The 20,114-nt window shown below is 73.0% G+C and carries 14 protein-coding genes; 2 read left to right on the top strand and 12 right to left on the bottom strand.

Annotated features, from left to right (window positions below):
* Window positions 1-23: 23 nt before the first annotated feature.
* From kduD to EDD28_RS07925, 7 genes are all read right to left on the bottom strand, one after another.
* Window positions 24-788: a 2-dehydro-3-deoxy-D-gluconate 5-dehydrogenase KduD gene (gene kduD, locus EDD28_RS07950; protein WP_123740006.1), complete on the bottom strand. Its 765-nt coding sequence runs from the start codon at window positions 786-788 to the stop codon at window positions 24-26.
* An 83-nt stretch (window positions 789-871) separates the two neighbouring features.
* Window positions 872-1,702 (bottom strand): 5-dehydro-4-deoxy-D-glucuronate isomerase, encoded by an 831-nt coding sequence (kduI, locus tag EDD28_RS07945; protein ID WP_123739113.1) that lies wholly within the window; start codon window positions 1,700-1,702, stop codon window positions 872-874.
* Entirely contained in the window at window positions 1,699-2,847 is a 1,149-nt protein-coding gene (locus EDD28_RS07940) for a glycoside hydrolase family 88 protein (protein ID WP_170169396.1), read from the bottom strand. The genes kduI and EDD28_RS07940 overlap by 4 nt, the downstream gene beginning before the upstream one ends.
* Window positions 2,837-5,647, bottom strand: coding sequence for a hypothetical protein (locus EDD28_RS17315; protein WP_170169395.1), 2,811 nt, complete (start codon window positions 5,645-5,647; stop codon window positions 2,837-2,839). Before EDD28_RS17315 ends, EDD28_RS07940 begins: the two co-directional genes overlap by 11 nt.
* Window positions 5,648-5,678: 31 nt before the next feature.
* A complete protein-coding gene (locus tag EDD28_RS07935; RefSeq protein ID WP_211339139.1) occupies window positions 5,679-6,554 on the bottom strand; it encodes a carbohydrate ABC transporter permease in 876 nt (291 codons plus the stop codon).
* On the bottom strand, window positions 6,551-7,480 hold the full coding sequence (locus EDD28_RS07930; RefSeq protein WP_245967965.1) for a carbohydrate ABC transporter permease: 930 nt from the start codon (window positions 7,478-7,480) through the stop codon (window positions 6,551-6,553). The genes EDD28_RS07935 and EDD28_RS07930 overlap by 4 nt, the downstream gene beginning before the upstream one ends.
* A complete protein-coding gene (locus tag EDD28_RS07925) occupies window positions 7,477-8,814 on the bottom strand; it encodes an ABC transporter substrate-binding protein (RefSeq protein WP_123739111.1) in 1,338 nt (445 codons plus the stop codon). The genes EDD28_RS07930 and EDD28_RS07925 overlap by 4 nt, the downstream gene beginning before the upstream one ends.
* Window positions 8,815-9,263: 449 nt before the next feature.
* Here EDD28_RS07925 and EDD28_RS07920 point away from each other — a divergent pair, with 449 nt between their 5' ends.
* Window positions 9,264-10,304, top strand: coding sequence for a LacI family DNA-binding transcriptional regulator (locus tag EDD28_RS07920; protein WP_123739110.1), 1,041 nt, complete (start codon window positions 9,264-9,266; stop codon window positions 10,302-10,304).
* Between the two features lie 4 nt (window positions 10,305-10,308).
* On the opposite strand, the gene EDD28_RS07915 is transcribed toward EDD28_RS07920, so the two are convergent.
* Window positions 10,309-12,381: a bifunctional aldolase/short-chain dehydrogenase gene (locus EDD28_RS07915; RefSeq protein WP_123739109.1), complete on the bottom strand. Its 2,073-nt coding sequence runs from the start codon at window positions 12,379-12,381 to the stop codon at window positions 10,309-10,311.
* 385 nt (window positions 12,382-12,766) lie between these two features.
* On the opposite strand from EDD28_RS07915, the gene EDD28_RS07910 reads away from it, so the two are divergent.
* On the top strand, window positions 12,767-13,756 hold the full coding sequence (locus EDD28_RS07910) for a LacI family DNA-binding transcriptional regulator (protein ID WP_123739108.1): 990 nt from the start codon (window positions 12,767-12,769) through the stop codon (window positions 13,754-13,756).
* Between the two features lie 148 nt (window positions 13,757-13,904).
* Here EDD28_RS07910 and EDD28_RS07905 read toward each other — a convergent pair whose 3' ends face one another.
* From EDD28_RS07905 to EDD28_RS07890, 4 genes are all read right to left on the bottom strand, one after another.
* Window positions 13,905-16,079 carry a beta-galactosidase gene (locus EDD28_RS07905; RefSeq protein ID WP_123739107.1) on the bottom strand — a complete coding sequence of 725 codons (2,175 nt, stop codon included), beginning with the start codon at window positions 16,077-16,079 and terminating at the stop codon, window positions 13,905-13,907.
* Complete coding sequence (locus tag EDD28_RS07900) at window positions 16,072-16,764, bottom strand: DUF624 domain-containing protein (protein WP_123739106.1); 693 nt, start codon at window positions 16,762-16,764, stop codon at window positions 16,072-16,074. The genes EDD28_RS07905 and EDD28_RS07900 overlap by 8 nt, the downstream gene beginning before the upstream one ends.
* Window positions 16,761-18,317 (bottom strand): GH39 family glycosyl hydrolase, encoded by a 1,557-nt coding sequence (locus EDD28_RS07895; protein ID WP_123739105.1) that lies wholly within the window; start codon window positions 18,315-18,317, stop codon window positions 16,761-16,763. Before EDD28_RS07895 ends, EDD28_RS07900 begins: the two co-directional genes overlap by 4 nt.
* A gap of 98 nt (window positions 18,318-18,415) precedes the next feature.
* Window positions 18,416-20,107, bottom strand: coding sequence for an ABC transporter substrate-binding protein (locus EDD28_RS07890; RefSeq protein WP_123739104.1), 1,692 nt, complete (start codon window positions 20,105-20,107; stop codon window positions 18,416-18,418).
* Between the last annotated feature and the right edge of the window lie 7 nt (window positions 20,108-20,114).

Below are 20,114 nucleotides of genomic sequence, written 5' to 3'. Positions count from 1 at the left end.
GCGGCGGGGCCGGCCCGCCCGGCCTACCGCACGAGCCACCCGCCGTCGACGGGGATGATGGCGCCGTTGATGTAGTCCGACGCCGAGGACGCGAGGAACACGAACGCCCCCTGCAGGTCGGCCGGTGTGCCCCAGCGGTCCGCGGGGATGCGGGCGAGGATCGAGGCCTCGCGCTCGGCGTCGGCGCGGATCTGCGCCGTGTTGTCGGTCGCCATGTAGCCGGGGGCGATCGCGTTCGCGTTGACGCCGAACCTCGCCAGCTCGTTCGCCAGGGCCTTCGTCACACCGGCGACGGCGTGCTTGGACGCCGTGTACCCCGGCACGAGGATGCCGCCCTGGAAGGACAGCATCGAGGCGATGTTGATGATCTTCCCGCCGCCCTGCTCGACGAAGACGCGGGCGGCGGCGCGGGAGAGGTGGAACACGGCGTCGAGGTTGATCGCGAGCACGTCGTCCCAGTCCTGCACCGGGTGGTCGAGGATCGGGGCGCGACGGATGATCCCGGCGTTGTTCACCAGGACGTCGATCCGCCCGAGCTCCGCCACGACCTCGGCGACGGCCGCGTCGAGGGTCGCCACCTCGGCGTTGACGAGGTCGCACTCGATGACGTGAGCGCGTCGGCCCAGCCCCTCGATCATCTCCCCGGTCTCGGTCGAGGCGACGTAGTCCAGCAGCGCCACGTCCGCGCCCGCCTCCGCGAGCGCCAGCGCGGCGCCCTGGCCGAGCCCGCGCGCCGCGCCCGTCACCAGCGCCACCCGGCCGTCCAGCCGGAACCGGTCAAGAATCATGTCGTCCTCCACGTGCGTTCGTCGGTGCGTTCGTCGGTGCGTTCATCGGTGCGTTCATCGGTCGTTCGGTGTCCACCGGCCGGTCAGCGCATCCGCGTGACGGGAACGGCGTCCATGTCGTCGTAGGTGGTGTTCTCCCCCGCCGTCGCCCAGACGAAGGAGTAGGGCCCCGTGCCGACACCCGTGTGGAGCGACCAGGGCGGGGAGAACACGAAGGTCCGGTCGGCCACGACGAGGTGGCGCGTCTGCGACGGCTCGCCCATGACGTGGAAGACCCGGTCCTGCGGCGCGAGGTCGAAGTACAGGTAGCACTCCGTGCGCCGGGCGTGGGTGTGCGCCGGCATCGTGTTCCAGACGCTGCCGCGGTGCACGGTCGTGAAGCCGAACGCGATCTGCGCGCTGCGCGTGCCGCCCTCGTAGATGCACTGGTGCAGCGTGCGGCGGTTGGCGTCGTCCTCGCTCCCGATCTCGACCACGTTCATGGCCTCGGGCGTGACGAGCGTCGTCGGGAGGTCCAGGTGCGCCGTGGCGGAGAACAGGTAGAACGCCGCGGGGTCGTCGGCGTCGTCGGAGGTGAACACGACCTCCCGCGCCCCCCGTCCGACGTAGAGGCTCCCGGTGGTGGCCAGCTCGTACCGCTCGCCGTCGACGGTGACCGCCCCGGCGCCGCCGAGGTTGAGGACGCCCGCCTCGCGGCGCTGGAGGAAAGTCTCCGAGCGGAGCTGGTCGTACGTCGGCAGCCGGAGGCCCTCGTCGAGGGGGACGGCGCCGACGACCGCGATCCGGTCGCTCAGCAGGTAGGCGGCGGAGACCCGCCCGGGGACGAAGAGGTCCTCGGCGAGGAACGCCTCGCGCAGCCCGTCGGTGTCCAGCGTCGCGACGTGCGCGGGGGAGGCCGCGTCGATCGTCCTCATGTCAGCTCCTGCTCTCGGGTCGTCTCGTGTCGTGCCGTGTCTCCGGGGGTGCCGCGCGACGGTCGGGTGACCGCGCCCGGGTCGTCGGCGGTCTCCCGCCAGGCCGCGATCGCCTCGAGACCGAGCCCCTGACCCCACGGCTGGGGCCGGTCGTCGCGGATGACGGAGTAGCCGAACGGGATGAGCTGCAGCACGGTGCCGGCGCTCACCCGGGTGAGGTGCTCGCCCTCGACGTAGGCCAGGGCCCCGCGCACCGCCAGCTCGCCCATCGCGCGGATCGCCGTGCGGCCAGCCGGGTCGAGCGCGGCGAACCGCAGCGCGGCTGCGCCGATCCCGGCGGCCGCCGACGTCTCCAGGACGCCCCGCGTCTCGGGCTGGCCGTCGACGAGGACGTCCCAGACGCCGTGCTCGGGCTGGTGCGAGGCGAGCGCCGTGAGCTGCCGCGCGAGCCGCTCGGCGATCTCCCCCGTCGTATCGGCCCCCGCGGCCACGAGATCGGCGCCGGCCAGCGCGATCCACGCGTTCGCGCGACCCCAGTGGCAGGGGATGCGCTCGCCCTGGTGCGTGCCGTGCGCGAACAGCCCGGAGGCGTCGTCCTGGAGCACCTCGGCGTGGGCGAGCCACTGGTCGCGCGCCTGCGCCACCAGGTCCTCCCGGCGCAGGACCTCGCCGGCGCGCAGGAGGAACTCCCCCGCCATGTAGACGGTGTCGGCCCACACGCCGCCCGGCCAGTGCTCCAGCGCGCCGTTCGGGGCGCGCGTCGCCTCGGGCGCCGAGGCGTACCAGTCGAGCCCGGCGACCAGGAGCTCCATCCGCGCCGGGTGCTCCCGGGTCCGCAGCAGCTCGGCCAGCGCCGCGCCCGGCGCGAGGTTGTTGACGTGCTCGAGCACGGGGTGGCGGCGGGTGTGCGGGTCGATGTGGGCGACGACGACGGGGTGGTCCCCGCCGTCCCGCTGCCGCGCCAGGCGCGCGAGCGCCAGGAGGGAGACGCCCTCGCCCCAGAACCACCGGTCGAGACCGAGCCCGACGGCGCCGGCGGTGAGCGCCGCCTCGAGGTCGTCGAGGCCGGCCTCGAGCTCCTCGACCGCGAGCGGGAGCAGCGGCGGGGCCGCGAGCTCGGACGAGGTCAGGTCCTCACCGGCCATCGGGGCCTCCCCCGGCCGGCGCGACACCGGCGCCGGCGAGCGCGGCCCCGGCGACCGCGGCGCCGGCGAGCGCGGCGCCGCGCTCGGCCGCCCGGTCCGCCGCGGCGATCGCGGCCCCGACGGGCAGCCGCAGCGTCGCACCGCCCCACGCGGCGATCGCCTCGTCCTGGCCGAACTCCAGCCGGACGGCCGGGTTGTCCAGGTGCGGGTCGCGCTCCGGGCGTCCATCGACGAAGCCGGCGGGGCGCCCGCCGACGAGGAACGGCCCGTCGAACGTGAGCGCGAGGTCGGGCTCGCCCGAACGCTCCCAGACGACGGCCGGACCGTCGACACCGGCCGCGCCCCACGTCAGCCTGCCGGCGAGGACGCGCTCGACCCACGCGTCGAACGACCCGTCCTCGGCCCGGCTGCCGACCGTCGCGACCCAGGCGGCTCCGCCCGAGGCCGAGCGCCACTCCTGGAAGGCGACGTCGCCGCGCGTGACGGGCGCCAGCCCGCCGTCCGTCGCCACCGCGACGTAGCCGTCGCCGCGACGCGCCAGCAGCCAGTCGCCGTCGACGCGGTGCTCGTCGAACTGCGCGAGCGGGAGCCACAGGTGGGTGTACCGCGCGGGGTCGGAGTCGACGAACCGCTGCAGGTGGATCAGCGCGTTGCGCTCCTGGTGGACGCGCGGGAGGACCCGGTGCCCGACCCAGCCGTTCGGCCGGGCCGACGACCCGGTGTCGGCGTTGGCCGGGTGCGTCACGAACACCTGGGCCTCGCGGCCCAGCGTCGCCCCCCAGAGGTGCTCCTGGAGCCCGGGAAGGCCAGCCCGGTAGTCCTGGACGCTGGAGAGCATGACGTCGGGCGTCCGCCAGACGCGCACGTCCGAGCGGTAGGGCCGCGCCAGCAGGTCGCGCTCGAACGCGAGCGCGCCCCGGTAGACCTGCCGGCCGTACCAGACGGGCGGCGGGTCGCTGACGATGCGCCGCACGACGTCGGGGATCTCGTAGCGGCGGGCGAGCGCCAGCGCCGTCACCGGCAGCACCGCGTCGTTGAGCGTCCCGACGCCCGCGATGAGTCGCAGGATCGGCGACGTCTCCTCGTACCGGGAGCTGCGCAGCGTGTGGACGTAGGACCGCCCGTGCGCGGCCCCGTGGATCCCCCGCCACGAGTTGGCCGTCAGCGTGAGGAGGATCTTGTCGAGCAGCGTCGTGGCCGCGGCGCGCAGGTCCTCGTCCTCGCCGAGCTCGACGAGGCTGACCAGCGCGTAGCTGTCGATCGCGAGGTAGGCGTTCGAGTCGAACTCGGAGAAGCCGCCCGACAGCTTCCGCTCGATCCACCGGGCGGCCCGCACCAGCCCCTCGGCCGCGTGCTCGCGGCCGGAGCGCCCGTCCACCGCGAACGCGACGTCCGGGAACGCGCTCCCGACGAGGTGCTCGGCGGTGTGCCACACGAGCTGGTGGTTCTCGGTGAAGTAGCACATGGCGTCGAGGCCCGGCTGGGTGATCCAGTACTTCAGGCCGGTGAGCGCCTCCTCGACGGACTCGCGCACGCCCGGGTCCCACTGCGCGGCCGGCACGAGCCGCCACGCCGTCACGAGCGCGACCGCCTCGAAGTCCGCGCAGTCCCCGCGGGTGACGACACGGTGGAGCGCCGAGGCGACGTCGTCCGCCGTGACCCGGGTCGCCGGGTCGAGCGCGTGCCGCGCGAGCACGGAGGCCACGCCGGTCTCCCGCGGGATGCCCTCCTCCGCCAGCTCGCCCGTGACCTGGGCCAGCACCTCGCGCCGCCACTGCTCCGGGCCACCGACGGCCGTCTCCCGGCTCCCGGGCGGGAGGACGGCGACGCGCAGCGCGACGGTCCGGGGACAGCGCGGGTCGTCCACGCCGACCTCGACGACGCTCTCGCCCGAGGTGAGCATCGAGGCGCCGGCCGACCGCTCGGTGTCCCCGCCCTCGTCGACCATCTCCTCGGCCTCGCCGAGGCCGTACCGCACGCGGCCCTCGTCGTCCGCGACGACGTGCTGCCACGGACCCTCGCTCACCCGGATGCGCAGCGCGACGCCCGGCGGCGCCTCGAGCGTCCCCTCGGTGCCCTCGACCGCCCAGGAGCGCGACGCGATGGTCTCCAGGACCGCGCCGGCCAGCCGGGCCGCCGTCTCGTCGGCCCCCGGCGACGGCAGGACCACGCGCACCGGCAGACCGAGCACGCGCAGCCGCACGATGTGCCGGCACTCGCGGAACGCGACCTGCCACGTCGCGACGTGGATCGTCGACGTCCGGGAGGGCAGGCGCACCCGGACCCGGTGCACCTCGGGCTCCATGTAGGAGACGGTCCTCCCGCGCAGCACGACCTCGCCGTTGAGCCAGAGGACGAACGGGCCCGTGGTGGCGATCTCGAGCGTGCGCCACTCGGCCTGGTCGACCTCGACGACGGTCGCGGCGACGGCGCACCGGTACTCCGGCGTGAAGCAGAACGCCGACCAGTCGACGTACCCGTCCCAGCCCGTCCGACGCCGGCGCCAGGTGCCGGACACCGCCCGTCCCTCGACCGCCCAGCCGACCGGACCGCCCTCGACGATCTCGGGGAGCTCGGCCGGTTCGTCGATCGGGTGGGCCGCGGCGAGACGCTCCTTGAACGGACCGACGTCCGGCCCGTTCGTCAGGACCCAGCGACCCTCGCCCCACGGCTCACCGTCGAGGGCCAGGAACCGGTCGAGGTCCTCGCACGGGGTCGCCCAGACCGGGGAGGAGACCCAGTCCCTGATCGTGCCGGCGGCGTCGGTGACGTCCACCGTCCGGCCGCTGTCGTGTGTCACGTCGGACATGGTGTTGACCACTCTCCAAAGGTCACTTGCCGCCGGTGTTCGCGATACCTGTCGCGATCTGGCGCTGGAAGAACAGGAAGATGATGAGGACGGGGACGATCGAGACGACGCTCATCGCGAGGATGAGGTTGAACGGGACGGTCTGCTGGGCGTTGAACCGCGCGAGGGCAACGGGAAGGGTGTAGACCTTCTCGTTCTGGGCGACGAGCAGCGGCCAGAGGAAGTCGTTCCAGCGCCACATCACCGAGAAGATCGCGACGACGGCGAGCGCCGGCGTGCACAGCGGCAGCACGATCCGCAGGAACGTGCGGAACTCCCCCGAGCCGTCGACCCGCGCCGCCTCGATGAGCTCGTCCGGGATGCCCAGCATGTACTGGCGCAGCAGGAACACGCCGGTCGGCGTCGCGGCCGCGGGGATGATGAGGCCCCACAGGCTGTTGACGAGCCCGAGCCGCGCGACCACCTGGTACACCGGGATGAGGATGACCTGGAGCGGGATCATGATCGTCGCCAGGGTCAGCAGGAACAGCGCCGTCTTGCCGCGGAAGTTGTACTTCGACAGGGCGTAGGCCGCCATCGAGTTGACGACGAGGGTGAGGATCGTCGCCCCGATCGTCACGATGATGCTGTTGGAGATATAGCGGACGAAGTCGAACTGCCCCAGGGCGTTCGTGTAGTTCTGGAACGACCAGGAGTCGGGCAGGATCGAGATCGGCCGCCGGGCCAGCTCGGTCGGCGTCTTGAACGACCCGAGCACGGTCCACACGACGGGGACGAGCGCCACGACGGCGCCCGCCGTGAGCAGGACGACGCGCAGGGCGTCGGAGAGCCTGACCCCCCGGCGGTCGAGCGAGGTCCAGGTCTTGGGCCCCTGCGGCGCGGACGTTGCGGTGCTCACACGGCCTCCCTACGTCGGCTGATCGCCCAGTTGACGAGCGTCAGCGTGAAGATGGCTACGAAGAGGATCACGCCGGCCGCGGCGGCGTGGCCGTACCGGATCGGTGAGACGAACCCGTTCTCGTAGATGTACTGGACGATGAGCGTCGTCGCTCCCGTCGGGCCACCCCCGGTGAGGGTGTAGATGAAGTCGAACGCCTCGAAGCCGCGGATCGTCGACAGCACGACGATGACGACGATGCTCGGCTGCAGCAGCGGCAGCGTCATCGACCAGAACTGCTTCCACCGGGACGCGCCGTCCATCCGCGCGGCCTCGTAGATCGACGGGTCGATGCCCTGGAGGCCGGCGAGCGCGATGAGCATGAAGAAGCCCACCTGCATCCAGACCCCGACGACGATGATCGAGACCATCGCCCAGGAGGAGTCGACCAGCCACGGGATGCTCGTGCCGAGCGCCGTGTTGACGAGGCCGCCCTGGCGCTCCAGGAGCCAGTTCCACACGAGGCCGACGACGACCGGGGAGACGAGGACCGGGACGAAGAACACCCCGCGGAAGAAGGTCTTGCCCCGTCGCTGCTGGTCGACCAGGACGGCGAGGAGGATCGAGAAGGCGGCGGTGAGGACGACGAACGCGAGCGCGTACACGGCCGTCTGCCGGGCCACCTGCCAGAACTCCTCGTCGGTGAGGATCTTCTGGTAGTTGCCGAGCCCCACCCAGCGGAACACCCGTCCGTTGGGCGACTCGTACAGCGAGATGTTGAACCCGTTGATCGCGGGCCAGATCGTGAACAGGCCGAAGATCGCCATGTTCGGCAGCAGGAACAGGTACGGGGCCACCCGGATGCCCCACGGCCTGCTGCGTCGGCGGGGCCCGCCCCCACCCCGGCCGGGGGTGAGGGCAGGCGCGACGCCGGGTGCGGCTGTCACCACGAGGTGACCTCGTCGAGGATCGACTGGGTCGAGGTCCTGAGGTCGGCCATCGCGGTCGGGAGGTCCTTGTTGCCCGCGACGACCTCGGAGATCTGGTTGACGAGCTCGGTGGCGGAGCCGGAGAAGGCCGGGCTCGCGTTCGACTCGTAGCCGAAGGTCGGCGTCCGGCCGAGGTCGAGGTTGAACACGTCCATCGCCGCCTGGCGGGACTCGGGGTAGGTGACGCCCGACTCCTGCAGGTCGACCCGGGTGGGCAGCGAGCCCGCCGCCTGGAGGAAGATCTCCTGGTTCCCGGTCTCGTTCATGAACCGGATGAACTCGGCCGCCAGGGCCGGGTTCTTGCTCTCGCGGAACGCCGCCATGTACTTGCCGCCGGGGAACCCGCCGCACTCGGCCTCGCAGGCGTTCGGCGCGACGGCCCACTCGAACTCGGCGTTCTCGTCGATGAGCCCGACGTTCCACGTGCCCGAGAGGTAGATCGGCGTCTCGCCAGCGAGGAAGATCTCGTTGGCGCCCTCGTACCGGCTGCCGCTGCCGAGCCAGAAGTCCCGGGGCATGTCGTCGACGGCCATCATGTCGACGAGCGGCTGCATCGCGGCGACGGCCTTCGCCTCGTCGAGGGCCACCCCGTCCGCGCTCAGCAGGGCCGTGCCGTACTGGGACAGGACCGTGGAGAGCCGGTGCCCCGACTTGTCCATCGCGAACGCGTAGGCGGTGCCGGTCGCGGCCTTGACCTTCGACGCGGCGTCGAGCATCTCCTCCCAGGTCCACGGGTCCTCGGGGTCGGGCAGCTCGACGCCCGCCTGGTCGAAGAGGTCGACGTTGACGAACAGGCCGTTGAGGGTCTGGTCGGACGGGACGGCGATGATGTCGCCGTCGTCCTCGACGACCGCCTGGAGCGGGCCCTCGAGGAACTCGTCCCTGTAGTCGGCGCCCAGGTACTGGCCCAGCGGGAGCAGGTCGGCGCGGAAGTCCTGGAGCGTCGAGAGCCGGGCGACGTCGGGGGCGTTCCCGCCGGTGAGCCGCTGCGTCACCGAGGTGACGAGGTCGGCGTACGGCAGGATCTCGAGGTTGACCGTGACGTCGTAGGTCTCCTCGAACGCCGTGATGAGCTCGCGGGTGGCCGCCTCGTCGGGGCCGTCGGTGAAGTAGACGTAGTTGAGCGTCTTGCCCGCGAACTCGCTCGGGTCGACCGACTCGACCTCGGTCGGGTCGGACCCTCCCGTGTCGGACGACCCGCCCTCGACCTGGCCCGGGGCGCACGCCGCGAGCAGCATGGCGCCGGACGCGGCGACGACTGCCACGACACCAGCTGTCGACCTGATTCTCATCGCATCCTCCTTGATGTGGGGCGGGGCCGGGTTTCGCCGAAGGACCGGACGGATGTCCGGCCGACTCCTGGGAGCCCCGCCGTCGGCGCCAATACAACCCAGCGGACCAGGGGCCCGCAAGACCCTCGCTGGCGGCCGAAAACCGAGACGGGACAACAGGTGACTCGTAAAACCAAGATGCGAGTAGGGCCCGTGGCCCACAAGTGCACGGACAACCACCTCGAAGCCGGTCGGGTGCACGTTTGCGCTGTCCGGCCTCCGCTCGCGGACGCGACGTCGCCGGATCGCGGGGCGTGCGGCGGCCCCGCGGCGGCCGTGGCGCGGCGCTGGTGCGGCCCTGGTGCGGCACGGGGCGGGAGTCCGGAGGCCGCTCCGGGCGCCGGCGCGACGGAGGAGCGCGGGGCGCCGCGGCGGTCACCGGCCGAGGGGACCTTGGCTACCGTGACACCATGCCGAGCCCGTCGATGCCACGCCCTGCGACCAGCAAGGACGTCGCACGCCTGGCGGGCGTCAGCCAGACGACGGTCTCCTACGTCCTGCGCGGCACGGGCCGCATCTCACCGCAGACCAGGAGGCGCGTCGAGGAGGCGTGCGAGACGCTGCACTACCGGCCGAACCTCGCGGCCCAGTCGATGCGGACCGGTCGCACCGGCCGGCTCGCCATCCTCACCGCGACGCCCGGCATCAGCCCCGGCGGGCTCCTATCGGCCGCGGCCGCCGCGACGGTCGCCGTCGCCGAGCGCTACGCCCCCGAGATCCGGGTCGTGGCGGTCGAGCCCGAGCTGCGCGCGGAGTCGGTCCACGACGTGCTCGGCTCCGGCTCCTTCGAGGGGATCCTCAGCTTCATCCCGCTCGACCTGGAGCACGACCCGACCCGCGCCCGCGTCGTCGTCATGTCCGAGGCGTTCGACGACCAGATGCGCGTGACCGACGAGCGGATCGGAGCCCAGCCGGTCCGGCGGCTCATGTCGGGGCTCGCCGCGCGCGGCCACCGGCGCTTCCTCCACCTGGCCGGCGACCTGGAGTACCTCTCCGCCCGCAAGCGGCGCGACGCCTACCTCGCGGCGGTCGCGGAGCTCGGGCTGACCGACCTCGGCGTCCACGAGTGCGGCTGGTCCGGCGAGCGGACCCTCGAGGTGGTGCGCTCCATCGGTCCGGACCTCGACCTCGAGGGCGTCGCCGTCGTCGCAGCGAACGACATCCTCGCCTCCGCGGCGATCCGGGGCCTCCTCGAGCGCGGCGTGCGCGTGCCCGACCACGCCGTCGTCACCGGCTGGGACGACATGCCGACGTCGGCCTTCCAGGTGCCGGCGCTCACGACCGTTGGCGTCGACTTCGCCGCGTTCGGCGCCTGGGCCATGCGGACGCTCATCGCGCGGGTCAGGGACGAGCCGGAGCCCGCGGACCCCGGGGAGCTCCAGCGCATCCACTGGCGCGAGTCGACCGGAGACGTGCCGGAGGGCGCGCCGCACCCTCCGACGTCGGGGTGAGCCGCTAGCGCAGGAACGCGGCGGCGACCCCCGAGTCGACCGGGACGTGCAGGCCGGTCGTCTGGACCAGGTCCGGACCGGTGAGCGCGACGACGGCGGCCGCCACGTGCTCCGGCAGCACCTCCTTCTTCAGGAGCGTGCGCTGGGCGTAGTACGCGCCGAGGTCCTGCTCGTCGACGCCGTAGACGGCCGCGCGCTGGGCGCCCCAGCCGCCGGCGAAGATGCCCGAGCCGCGGACGACGCCGTCGGGGTTGATCCCGTTGACCCGGATGCCGTGCTCACCGAGCTCGGCCGCGAGCAGCCGCACCTGGTGGGCCTGGTCGGCCTTCGTCGCGGAGTAGGCGATGTTGTTCGGGCCGGCGAAGAGCGAGTTCTTCGACGCGATGTAGACGATGTCGCCGCCGAGCCGCTGGGCGATCATCGCGCGGGCGGCCTCGCGGGCGACGAGGAACGAGCCGCGCGCCATGACGTCGTGCTGCAGGTCCCAGTCCCTTGTCGTGGTCTCCAGGAGCGGCTTGGAGATGGAGAGCCCCGCGTTGTTGACGACGAGGTCGACGCCGCCGAAGGCGAGGCAGGCCGCGTCGATCATCGCGGCGACGGCCGCCTCGTCGGTGACGTCGGCGGCGATCCCGACGGCGACGTCGCTCGTCCCGATCTCGGCGGCGGCGGCGCGCGCCTTCTCCGCGTCGAGGTCGGCGACGACGACGCAGGCCCCCTCGGCCGCGAGCCGCTCCGCGATGGCCTTTCCGATGCCGGACGCCGCCCCGGTCACGACGGCGACGCGGGTCGCCAGCGGCTTGGGCGCTGGCATGCGCTGGAGCTTGGCCTCCTCCAGCGCCCAGTACTCGATCCGGAACTTCTCCCGCTCGTCGATCGGCGCGTAGGTCGACAGGGCCTCGGCACCGCGCATGACGTTGATCGCGTTGACGTAGAACTCGCCGGCGACGCGCGCCGTCTGCTTGTCCTTGCCGAACGAGAACATCCCGACGCCCGGGACGAGCACGATCGCCGGGTCGGCGCCACGCATGGCCGGCGAGCCGGGCTCGGCGTTGCGCTCGTAGTAGCCGGCGTAGTCGGCCCGGTACGCCTCGTGCAGCTCCCTGAGCCGGGCGACGACGTCCTCCAGCGGCGCGTCGGCCGGCAGGTCGACGACGAGCGGCTTCACCTTGGTCCGCAGGAAGTGGTCGGGGCAGGACGTGCCCAGCTCGGCAAGCCGCGCCAGCTTCTCGCGGGAGAGGAAGTCGAGCACGACCTCGCTGTCCGTCACGTGGCCGACCTGCGGCCGGTCGGCCGACGCGAGGCCACGGACGACGGGCGCGAGGGCGGCGGCGCGACGGCGGCGCTCGTCGTCGGGCAGCGCCTCGAAGCCCGGACGGACGGGGCCGAACGGGTGCTCCCCGCGCTCGGCGAGTGCCGCGGTCGCGGCGTCGATCGCCTGCTCGGCGGTGCGGATGATCTCGAGGCTGCGGGCCTCGACCTCGTCGGAGTCCTCACCCCACGCGGTGATGCCGTGCCCGCCGAGGATGCAGCCGATCGCCTGCGGGTTGGCCGCCTTGATCGCGGCGATGTCGAGGCCGAGCTGGAAGCCGGGACGGCGCCACGGGACCCAGACGACCCGGTCGCCGAAGATCTCCGACGTGAGGCGCTCGCCGTCGGCGCTCGTGGCGATGGCGATGCCGGAGTCGGGGTGGAGGTGGTCGACGTGCGGGGCGTCGACGAGGCCGTGCATGGCCGTGTCGATCGACGGCGCGGCACCGCCCTTGCCGTGGAGGCAGTAGTCGAAGGCCGCGACCATCTCGTCCTCGCGCTCGACGCCGGGGTAGACGCCGGTGAGGGCGCGGAGGCGGTCGAGGCGGAGCACCGCGAGGTTCTTCTCGGTGAGCGTGCCGAGGTCGCCGCCGGACCCCTTGACCCAGACCAGCTCGACCGGCTCGCCCGTGACGGGGTCGGTCTCCACGCCCTTGGCCGAGGTGTTGCCGCCGGCGTAGTTGGTGACGCGGGGGTCCGAGCCGAGCCGGTTCGAGCGAGCGACGAGCTGCTCGCGGGGGGCGGGGGCTGGGGCACTGGGCTGCGTCATCGACGTCTCTCCTGCGGGGTCCCGGCGTGGCCGGAGGGGATTGTGAATCGTTTCAGCGTCACTGTAGCCCGGGACGAAGGTCCCGGTCAACGCCCCGCGGGTTCTGCCCTTCCCGGCTCGACCGTCGGTCCGTGCCGCCCGCACCGCTCCGCCTCGCCCCGCACCGCGACCTCACACGCCGCGTGCCGCGGCGACCTCCCGCCACCACCGCTCGCAACTATCGGAGCCGCTCGCGATACCGGGGCCGACCCTTTCGGGCGAGCCAGGCGGCCAAACCCCCCGTCCCCGCTCTGGCAACGGATAGACTCCAGGCCAGTTTCGAGTCATCGACCAGCACCGGACCCCGGGAAGGCACGACGTGGCAGCTGAACGACCGACGATCGCGATGATCGCTCGCGAGGTGGGCGTGTCCGTGCCCACGGTCTCCAAGGTGCTCAACGGGCGCACGGACGTCGCTCCCGCCACCCGCGCCCGCGTCGAGGAGGTCCTCGCGCGCCACCAGTACCGCAAGCCGACGGCACGCAGCCTGACCCGCAGCGGCCGGCTCATCGAGCTGGTCATCCACGAGGCCGACACGATCTGGGCGATGGAGCTCATCAAGGGCGTCGAGCGGGTCGCCGGGCCGGCGCGGATCGGCGTCGTCCTGTCCGAGCTGGGCGGCTCGCACCGGCCGCGTCAGGAGTGGATCGACGACGTCATGGCGCGCCGCCCGCTCGGCGTCGTCTTCGTCCTGTCCGAGCTGGACGGCCGCCAGCGCGAGCAGCTCGCGTCCCGCGGCATCCCCTACGTCGTCGTCGACACCCAGGGCGAGATCCCGCGCGGCGTCCACACGGTCGGCTCGAACAACTGGAACGGCGGCCTCATCGCGACCCGCCACCTCATCGCGCTCGGCCACCGGCGGATCGGCGTGGTCGCGGGGCCGCGCGACATTCTCTGCTCCCGGGCCCGCGTCGACGGCTACCGCTCGGCGCACGACGAGGCGGGCATCCAGCTCGACCCCGCCATCGCGCGCTGGGGGAACTTCCGCTCGGAGGCCGGGTACGAGCACGGCGGGGCCCTGCTCGACCTGCCCGAGCGGCCGACGGCGATCTTCGCCGGTTCGGACCTCCAGGCGCTCGGCGTCGTGCGGGCGGCCCAGGAGCGCGGCCTGCGCATCCCCGAGGACCTCTCGCTCGTCGGGTACGACAACCTCCCGATCACCGAGTGGCTCAACCCCCCGCTCACCACCGTCACCCAGCCGCTCCAGGAGATGGCCGGTCTCGCGACGCGCCTCGTCCTCGAGCTGGCGCAGGGCGAGACGCCGAGCTCGACGCACGTCGAGCTCGGGACGGAGCTGGTCGTGCGCGGGTCGACGGGGCCGGTGCCGGCGGCCTGACCGGCGCTCGGCCCCGCGGGGAGGACGACCGGGGCTTCCCCACCGAGTTCCCCGGCCCGGTCGGCCACGCCGCCGCGGGTCGAGGCCGACCGGGACCCGCGCGCCGGCGCCGGCGTGCTCGCTGCGCGGGGTCCACCCAGCTCACCGGCTACCCGACCCGGAGCACCACGACCTCCGTCGGCTCCAGCCGCAGCCGCTCCCCCGCCGTCAGCTGCCGCCCGGTGAGCAGGTCCGTCCCGCTCGCGTGCAGGGCGACGGTGACCGGCTCCGCGCCGTGGTGCAGGAGGAAGTCGACGCGGCCGCCGTCGGCGCGCACCCGGGTCGCCAGCTCGAGTCCCGGCACGTCGGCGTAGGGCCCGACGAGCCCGTGCCGGTCGAGCGCGCAGCGCACGATCGCCGCGATGCCGTCCTGCGCCAGCTCCGTCCCGACGTACCAGACCTGCCCCGGGGCGGCGCCGGCCGCACCACCGGCCGCCGGGTGCGTGCGCAGGGTGACGGCTGGCTCGCCGGCGTAGAAGTCGTCGCCGTAGCGCGCGACCACCTCGGCGCCCTCGGGCACGAGCACCTCGACGACCATCCCGCCGGTCGTCTCGAGGCCGGACCCGTCCGGCAGCACGCCGGACACCCGGGTGCGCACGCCGGGCTCCGCCGCGTCGGTCTCGGCCACCCGCACCCCGGCGAGGTCGGCCAGCGGGCCGGGGAAGTCGGCGAGGAAGCGCCGGTCGTCCTCGTCGCGCCGCCCGGACAGGTACCCGGTCACGACGGTGCCGCCGCGCTCGACGACCGAGGCGAGCGACGCCACCGCGTCGCCGCGGACCAGGTGCAGGAGCGGCGCGAGCACGACGTCGTACGCGCCGAGGTCCGCCTCGACGGGCACGACGTCGACCTGCGCGCCCGCCTCGAAGAGCTCACGGCCCCAGGACAGCAGCGTCGGCAGGTAGCGCACGAGGCGGTTCGGCCCGTCCGACATCTCGACCGACCACCACGACTCCCAGTCGACGACGAGCGCGACCCGCGCCGGGGTGCGCGCCCCCGTCACCTCCGCCCCCACGCGGCGCAGCCCCTCGCCGAGCGCGGCGACCTCGCGGAACACCCGCGTGTCGAGCCGGCCCGACCCCTCGAGCACCGCGCCGTGCGTCATCTCGCACGCCCCGCGGGACTGGCGCATCTGGAAGAACAGCACCGAGTCCGACCCGTGCGCCACCGCCTGCCACGACCACAGCGGCATGACACCGGGCCGCCGGACCGGGTTGACGTCGCGGGAGGCCGTCACGCTCGGCGTCTGCTCCATCAGCCAGAACGGCGCGCCGTCCTTGAGGCCGCGCACGAGGTCGTGCGTCAGCGCCGTCCGCCACGGCTCGTCGACGCGCGGCGGGTAGTTGTCCCACGAGGCGAAGTCGAGGTGCGGCGCCCACCGGTGGTAGTCGAGGGGCTGGAAGAAGCCCATGAAGTTCGTCGTCGCCGGCAGGTCGGAGTGCTCGCGGATCGCGGCCTTCTCCTCGCCGTACTGCCGGATCGCGTTGTCGGTGGTGAAGCGGTAGAAGTCGAGCGTGATGCCCTGGAAGGCGGTGTGGCCGCGCCCGCGCCAGTGCTCCGAGAGCGCGCTCGGTACCTGGATCTCGTCCCAGTCGGTGAACCGGTGCGACCAGAACGTGGTGTTCCACGCCTCGTTCAGCTCCTCGAGCGTTCCGTACCGCTCGCGCAGCCAGAGCCGGAACTCCGCGGCGCACAGCTCGCAGTAGCAGGCCCCGCCGTCGCCGCCGTACTCGTTGCCGATGTGCCAGGCGACGACGTTCGGGTGGCTCCCGTACCGCTCCGCGAGGCGCCCGGCCAGCCCTCGCGCGAGCCGGCGGAACTGCGGCGAGCTCCAGCAGGCGTTGTGCCGCTGGCCGAACACGTGCCGACGTCCGTCGAAGTCGACCCTGGTCACCTCCGGGTAGGCGCGCACGAGCCACGGCGTCAGCGCGCCCGTCCCCGTGCCGAGGACGAGGTGGCGACCCTCATCCGCCGCGCGCTGGACGATCTCGTCGAGCACGGTGAAGTCGAGGACGTCCTCCGCCGGCTGGATCACCGACCAGGCGAAGACGCCGACGGTGAGCGTCGTGATGTGCGCGGCGTCGAACGCCTCGTAGTCGGCGTCCCAGACGGCCTTGTCCCACTGCTCCGGGTTGTAGTCGCCGCCGTACGCGATGCCCGGGACGGCCGGCAGCCGCGCCGGGGTCGGCCCCGGGCGCGGCCGCCGCAGGGGCGGCACGAGCGCGGCGGAGGGCTGCGGGGCGGACGGCTGCGGGGCGGAGGAGGTCGTGGCGTCGGGGTCAGGCATGGCGGGTGAAGGTCTCCGTGACGAGGGTGAGGACGCTGCGGGCGTTGAGGTGGGCGAGCCGGACGAACGCGAACAGGAGGAGCAGGGCGAGGACGTCGCCGCCGAGCACCGCGAGCCCGACGCCGGCGACGACGAGCGCGAGCACACCGAGGCTCGCCGTCGGGCACCGGCCGAGGCAGTACAGCGCGATCCGGGCGGCGTCGAGCGTGCGGAAGGAGAAGAACGTCGTGACGACGAGCAGGTGCCCGGCCACGACCGTGAGGACGGCGAGCAGGAGGACCGCGGCCGGCCGCAGCGCGGCTCCGCCGGGGACGTGGTCGGCGAAGGCGACGTCGAGGACGAGGATCGCCGCGAGCGCAAGCGCCGGCGTCCACCACCGCAGGACGGGCCAGAACCCGCGGACGTAGCCGCGCCAGAACGCCGCCGCCGGACGCTGGTCGCGCTCGAGCGCCCAGGCCCGCGACGCGTACAGCCCCGCCGAGAGCGCCGGGCCGATCGCGAGGCCGGACAGCGCGTAGAGCCACACGTTCGTCGGGTCGGGGACGAGCAGCGTCCACACCACGATCGTCGGCGCGAGCGTCAGCAGGAGGAGCACCTCGAGCACGAGCGCGCGGTAGACGGCGAGGGCCGCCGTCGACAGCGGTCCACGGCCGACCTCGTCAGCTCCGTCGACACGCACGGTCACGACCCTGCCACCTCGCCGGCATCGCCCGCGCCGCCGAGCAGCCGCGCGTCGTCGTCCCACGGCAACCGCAGGTCGGGCGCCGCGGCCACCTCGACGAGCGCGATCCCGTGCGCCCCGACGGCGAGGTCGAGGTCGAGCGCGCCGCCGGCCGTCGTGACGCCGCGCGACGTCAGGACCGGCTCGGACAGCGCGTGCAGGTCGTCGAGCTGGGCCGGCGTCGGCTCGGGCGGGCTGCCGATCGCGCGCCACGCGGCGCGGACGTTGCCGCGCTCGTCGTCGACGTGGCGCTCGACGAGGCTCACCCGCCCCGGCAGCCCGGTGAGCGCGAGCCGGACGCGGTGCCCGCCCGTGTGCCAGGTGACGCCGTCCTGCGGCTGCCAGGCGAGGATCGCGAGGGACCCGTCGGGCCGCCGCGTGACGACGTGGTCGGGGCCCTCGGCGAGCACGTCGGCGCCGAGCCGGGCCAGGAAGGCGTAGAGGTGGAAGACGGGCTTGCGGAGCTGGCGGTGCCCGAGCAGCCCGAAGCCGCCGTGCAGGATCGACGTCGGGATACCGACCTCCTCGAACACGTCGCACAGCGTCCAGTAGGAGAACGACGCGGCGTGGGCGTCGCCGCGCAGCAGGACCGGGGCGAGGTAGGCGGCCTGGTAGGCCGTGTCGTGGATCGCGTTGTCCGGTCGGTAGGAGGAGGAGAACTCCGTGATGTGCAGCGGGAGGCCGGCCAGGGCGGTGCCGGCGAGCAGGTCGCGCGGCGTCGCGAACTGCTCGAGCAGGTGCTCCGGCGCGCGCAGGGTCTGGTTGACGCCCCACACCGGCAGGTGCTCGGCCGGCCCCGAGGTGTAGGCGTGCTTGGAGACGAAGTCGCACGGCACGTCGCGGGCGGCGACCATCTCGGCGAACCGGGGCAGCCACTCGTCCGATCCCGGCGAGATCGCCGGGCCGCCGACGGGCAGGTCCGCGTCGACGTCCTTGACCGCGCGCGCGGTGATCTCGTAGAGCCGGTGGTAGGCGGCCTCGTCGGCGTCCTTCCAGAAGACGCTGAGGTTGGGCTCGTTCCACACCTCGACGGGCCACGTGCGCACCTCGTCGATGCCGTAGCGCGCGACGAGGTGCCGCAGGAGCCCCTGGACGAGCTCGACCCACTCGGACTCCTCGCGCGGCGGCGTGATGTTGCCGCGCCACCAGAAGACCGTGTCCGGCCCCGAGGCGAGCGCGTGCGGCATGAAGCCGAGCTCGAGGAAGGGGCGGACACCGGCGTCGAGCCACGTGTCGATCACCTGGTCGACGTAGCCGAACGAGAGGTGCAGCCCCGAGCGGCCGTCGCGGTCGTACCGGGTGACGACGCCCATGTCGTCGTGCAGGATCCCGTGCGCCCGCGCGTACCGGAAGCCGATCTCCTGCTGCGCGACGCGGAGGCTGTCGCGGTAGTCGGCGTGCAGCACCTCGCGCGTGCGACCGGTGCCGATGCAGGAGCGCCAGGCGTCGGTGAGGACACGACGGGCCGGCGCGGTGGCGTCGACGACGCCGGGGTGGGTGGGGGTGGTCGGGCTCATGGGACTCGCGATCGTGGTGGGGGGACGGGCGCGGTGTCGCGGCGGGGACGGCGACGGCCCGCACCGCGCGAGGACTCGCGCGGTGCGGGCCGGGCCGATCAGCCCTGCGTCCGCTGGTAGGCGGTGTTGTAGGTGTCGATGAGCTGCTGCGCGCCGAGACCGTTGATCTCGGAGACGTACGCGTCCCACGTGTCGAGCGAGCGCTGACCCGTGATGAACGCGGCCGTCGCGGCCTGGACCGCGTCCTTGAGCTGGGAGTCGAGCAGCGACGAGCTCTCCAGCTCCAGGTCGTCGAGGCCCGCGGCCGGCTTGACCGGAAGGGTCTCCTTCTTGGCGAGGACGTCGTTCGTCCAGTCCTTGATCTCGTCCGTCATGACGGACTGGAGCAGGTCCTTCGTCGAGCCGTTCGCGAGGAGGAAGACGCCGTTGAAGAACCCGAAGTCGGCGTTGAGCTTCTTCGGGGCGTCCGGGTTGAGCGAGCTCCAGCCGATGTCGTCCATGAGGTGACGGGTGCCGTCGGCGTCCTTGGTGTAGGTGGTGCCCTCGACGCCCCACGCCGCGAACTCGATGCCCTCGTCGGAGTAGTACAGCCAGTCGACGAACTGCAGCAGCGCGAGGAGGTTCGGGCTGTCGGCGACCTTGCTCGAGAGCAGGAGGCCGGAGGAGAGCTGGCTGCCGGCGAGGTTGTTGCCGGCCGGGCCGTCCGGGATGGTGAGCAGGCGGACCGTCGCCTCGGTGTTGCCGGAGTCGGCGAGCTTGGTGCGGTACTCCGACAGCGTCTGGGTGTTGCCGGAGATGGCCGCGGACTTGCCGCTCACGAACTTCTGGACGGCCTGGTCGTCGCTCTGCGTGATCTCGGGGTCGAGCACGCCGGCCTCGACGAGGCTCGCCGCGTAGGTGACGAGCTCCTTGTAGGCGTCCGAGGTGCCGGTGAAGACGAACTCGCCCGAGTCGTGGTCGAACCAGGTGTTGTTGTAGTCCCAGCCGCCCGTCGTGCCGAAGTTGGGGGCCATCATGTTGAGGAAGGCGCCGAGCGTCGTCGAGTCCGTCCAGCGGTCCGACATCGCGTAGCTGAGGTCGGGGTTGGCCTCCTGGACCGTCTTGAGGTCCTCGAGGAACTCGTCCCACGTCGCCGGGTCGTCGGTGATCCCGGCCTTCTGCCAGAGGTCGTCGCGGATCGCGACGGTGTACTGGACGTCGGGGATCTCGCGCAGGCCGGGGAGCTGGTAGATCTTGCCGTCGGCCTGCTTGTGCGTGTCGAGCTCGTCCTGCAGACCCCAGTCGGCGACCTTCTGGGTGAAGTTCGGCATGTACTCGAAGTAGTCCGAGACGGGCAGGAGCGCGCCGCCGGAGACGAACTGCGTCTCCTGGCCCGGGTAGGTCACGGAGATGATGTCCGGCGCGTCACCGGCCGAGATGAGCAGGGCCTTCTTCTGGTCCCAGTCCGACAGCGGGACGTCGGTGCGGGTGAACGTGACGTTCTGGTTCGCCTCGATCTCGCTGAGCACGAGCCAGTCATTCTTCACCGGGTAGTTCGGGTGGTCCCGGTACAGGAGCCCGAAGTCGACCGGCTCCGTCGCCTTGAACGTGGTGCCGACACCGTAGTCCGTCATGGCGCCGACCATCTGGTCCTCGCCGATGAGGCCGGCGGCCTCGCCGGACCCGGTGTCGGTGCCGTCGCCCGAGCCACCGCTCGTCGACCCCTCGCCGCCTCCCCCGGTGGAGCAGGCTGCGAGCAGGACCGCGAGCGCGGCCGCGGCGGCCAGCCCGGTCGTGCGGATGGTTCTCATGTGAATC

Source organism: Salana multivorans (assembly GCF_003751805.1).
Classification (GTDB): domain Bacteria; phylum Actinomycetota; class Actinomycetes; order Actinomycetales; family Beutenbergiaceae; genus Salana; species Salana multivorans.
This window is presented reverse-complemented; position numbering and strand designations above follow the sequence as displayed.

What these genes read in the sequence shown, in the direction of transcription:
- EDD28_RS07940 (WP_170169396.1), bottom strand. Translation starts at nt 2,847, where the DNA reads ATGGCCGGTGAGGACCTGACCTCGTCCGAGCTCGCGGCCCCGCCGCTG.
- EDD28_RS07905 (WP_123739107.1), bottom strand. Translation starts at nt 16,079, where the DNA reads ATGCCTGACCCCGACGCCACGACCTCCTCCGCCCCGCAGCCGTCCGCC.
- kduD (WP_123740006.1), bottom strand. Translation starts at nt 788, where the DNA reads ATGATTCTTGACCGGTTCCGGCTGGACGGCCGGGTGGCGCTGGTGACG.
- kduI (WP_123739113.1), bottom strand. Translation starts at nt 1,702, where the DNA reads ATGAGGACGATCGACGCGGCCTCCCCCGCGCACGTCGCGACGCTGGAC.
- EDD28_RS07920 (WP_123739110.1), top strand. Translation starts at nt 9,264, where the DNA reads ATGCCGAGCCCGTCGATGCCACGCCCTGCGACCAGCAAGGACGTCGCA.
- EDD28_RS07915 (WP_123739109.1), bottom strand. Translation starts at nt 12,381, where the DNA reads ATGACGCAGCCCAGTGCCCCAGCCCCCGCCCCCCGCGAGCAGCTCGTC.
- EDD28_RS07925 (WP_123739111.1), bottom strand. Translation starts at nt 8,814, where the DNA reads ATGAGAATCAGGTCGACAGCTGGTGTCGTGGCAGTCGTCGCCGCGTCC.
- EDD28_RS07910 (WP_123739108.1), top strand. Translation starts at nt 12,767, where the DNA reads ATGATCGCTCGCGAGGTGGGCGTGTCCGTGCCCACGGTCTCCAAGGTG.
- EDD28_RS07895 (WP_123739105.1), bottom strand. Translation starts at nt 18,317, where the DNA reads ATGAGCCCGACCACCCCCACCCACCCCGGCGTCGTCGACGCCACCGCG.
- EDD28_RS07890 (WP_123739104.1), bottom strand. Translation starts at nt 20,107, where the DNA reads ATGAGAACCATCCGCACGACCGGGCTGGCCGCCGCGGCCGCGCTCGCG.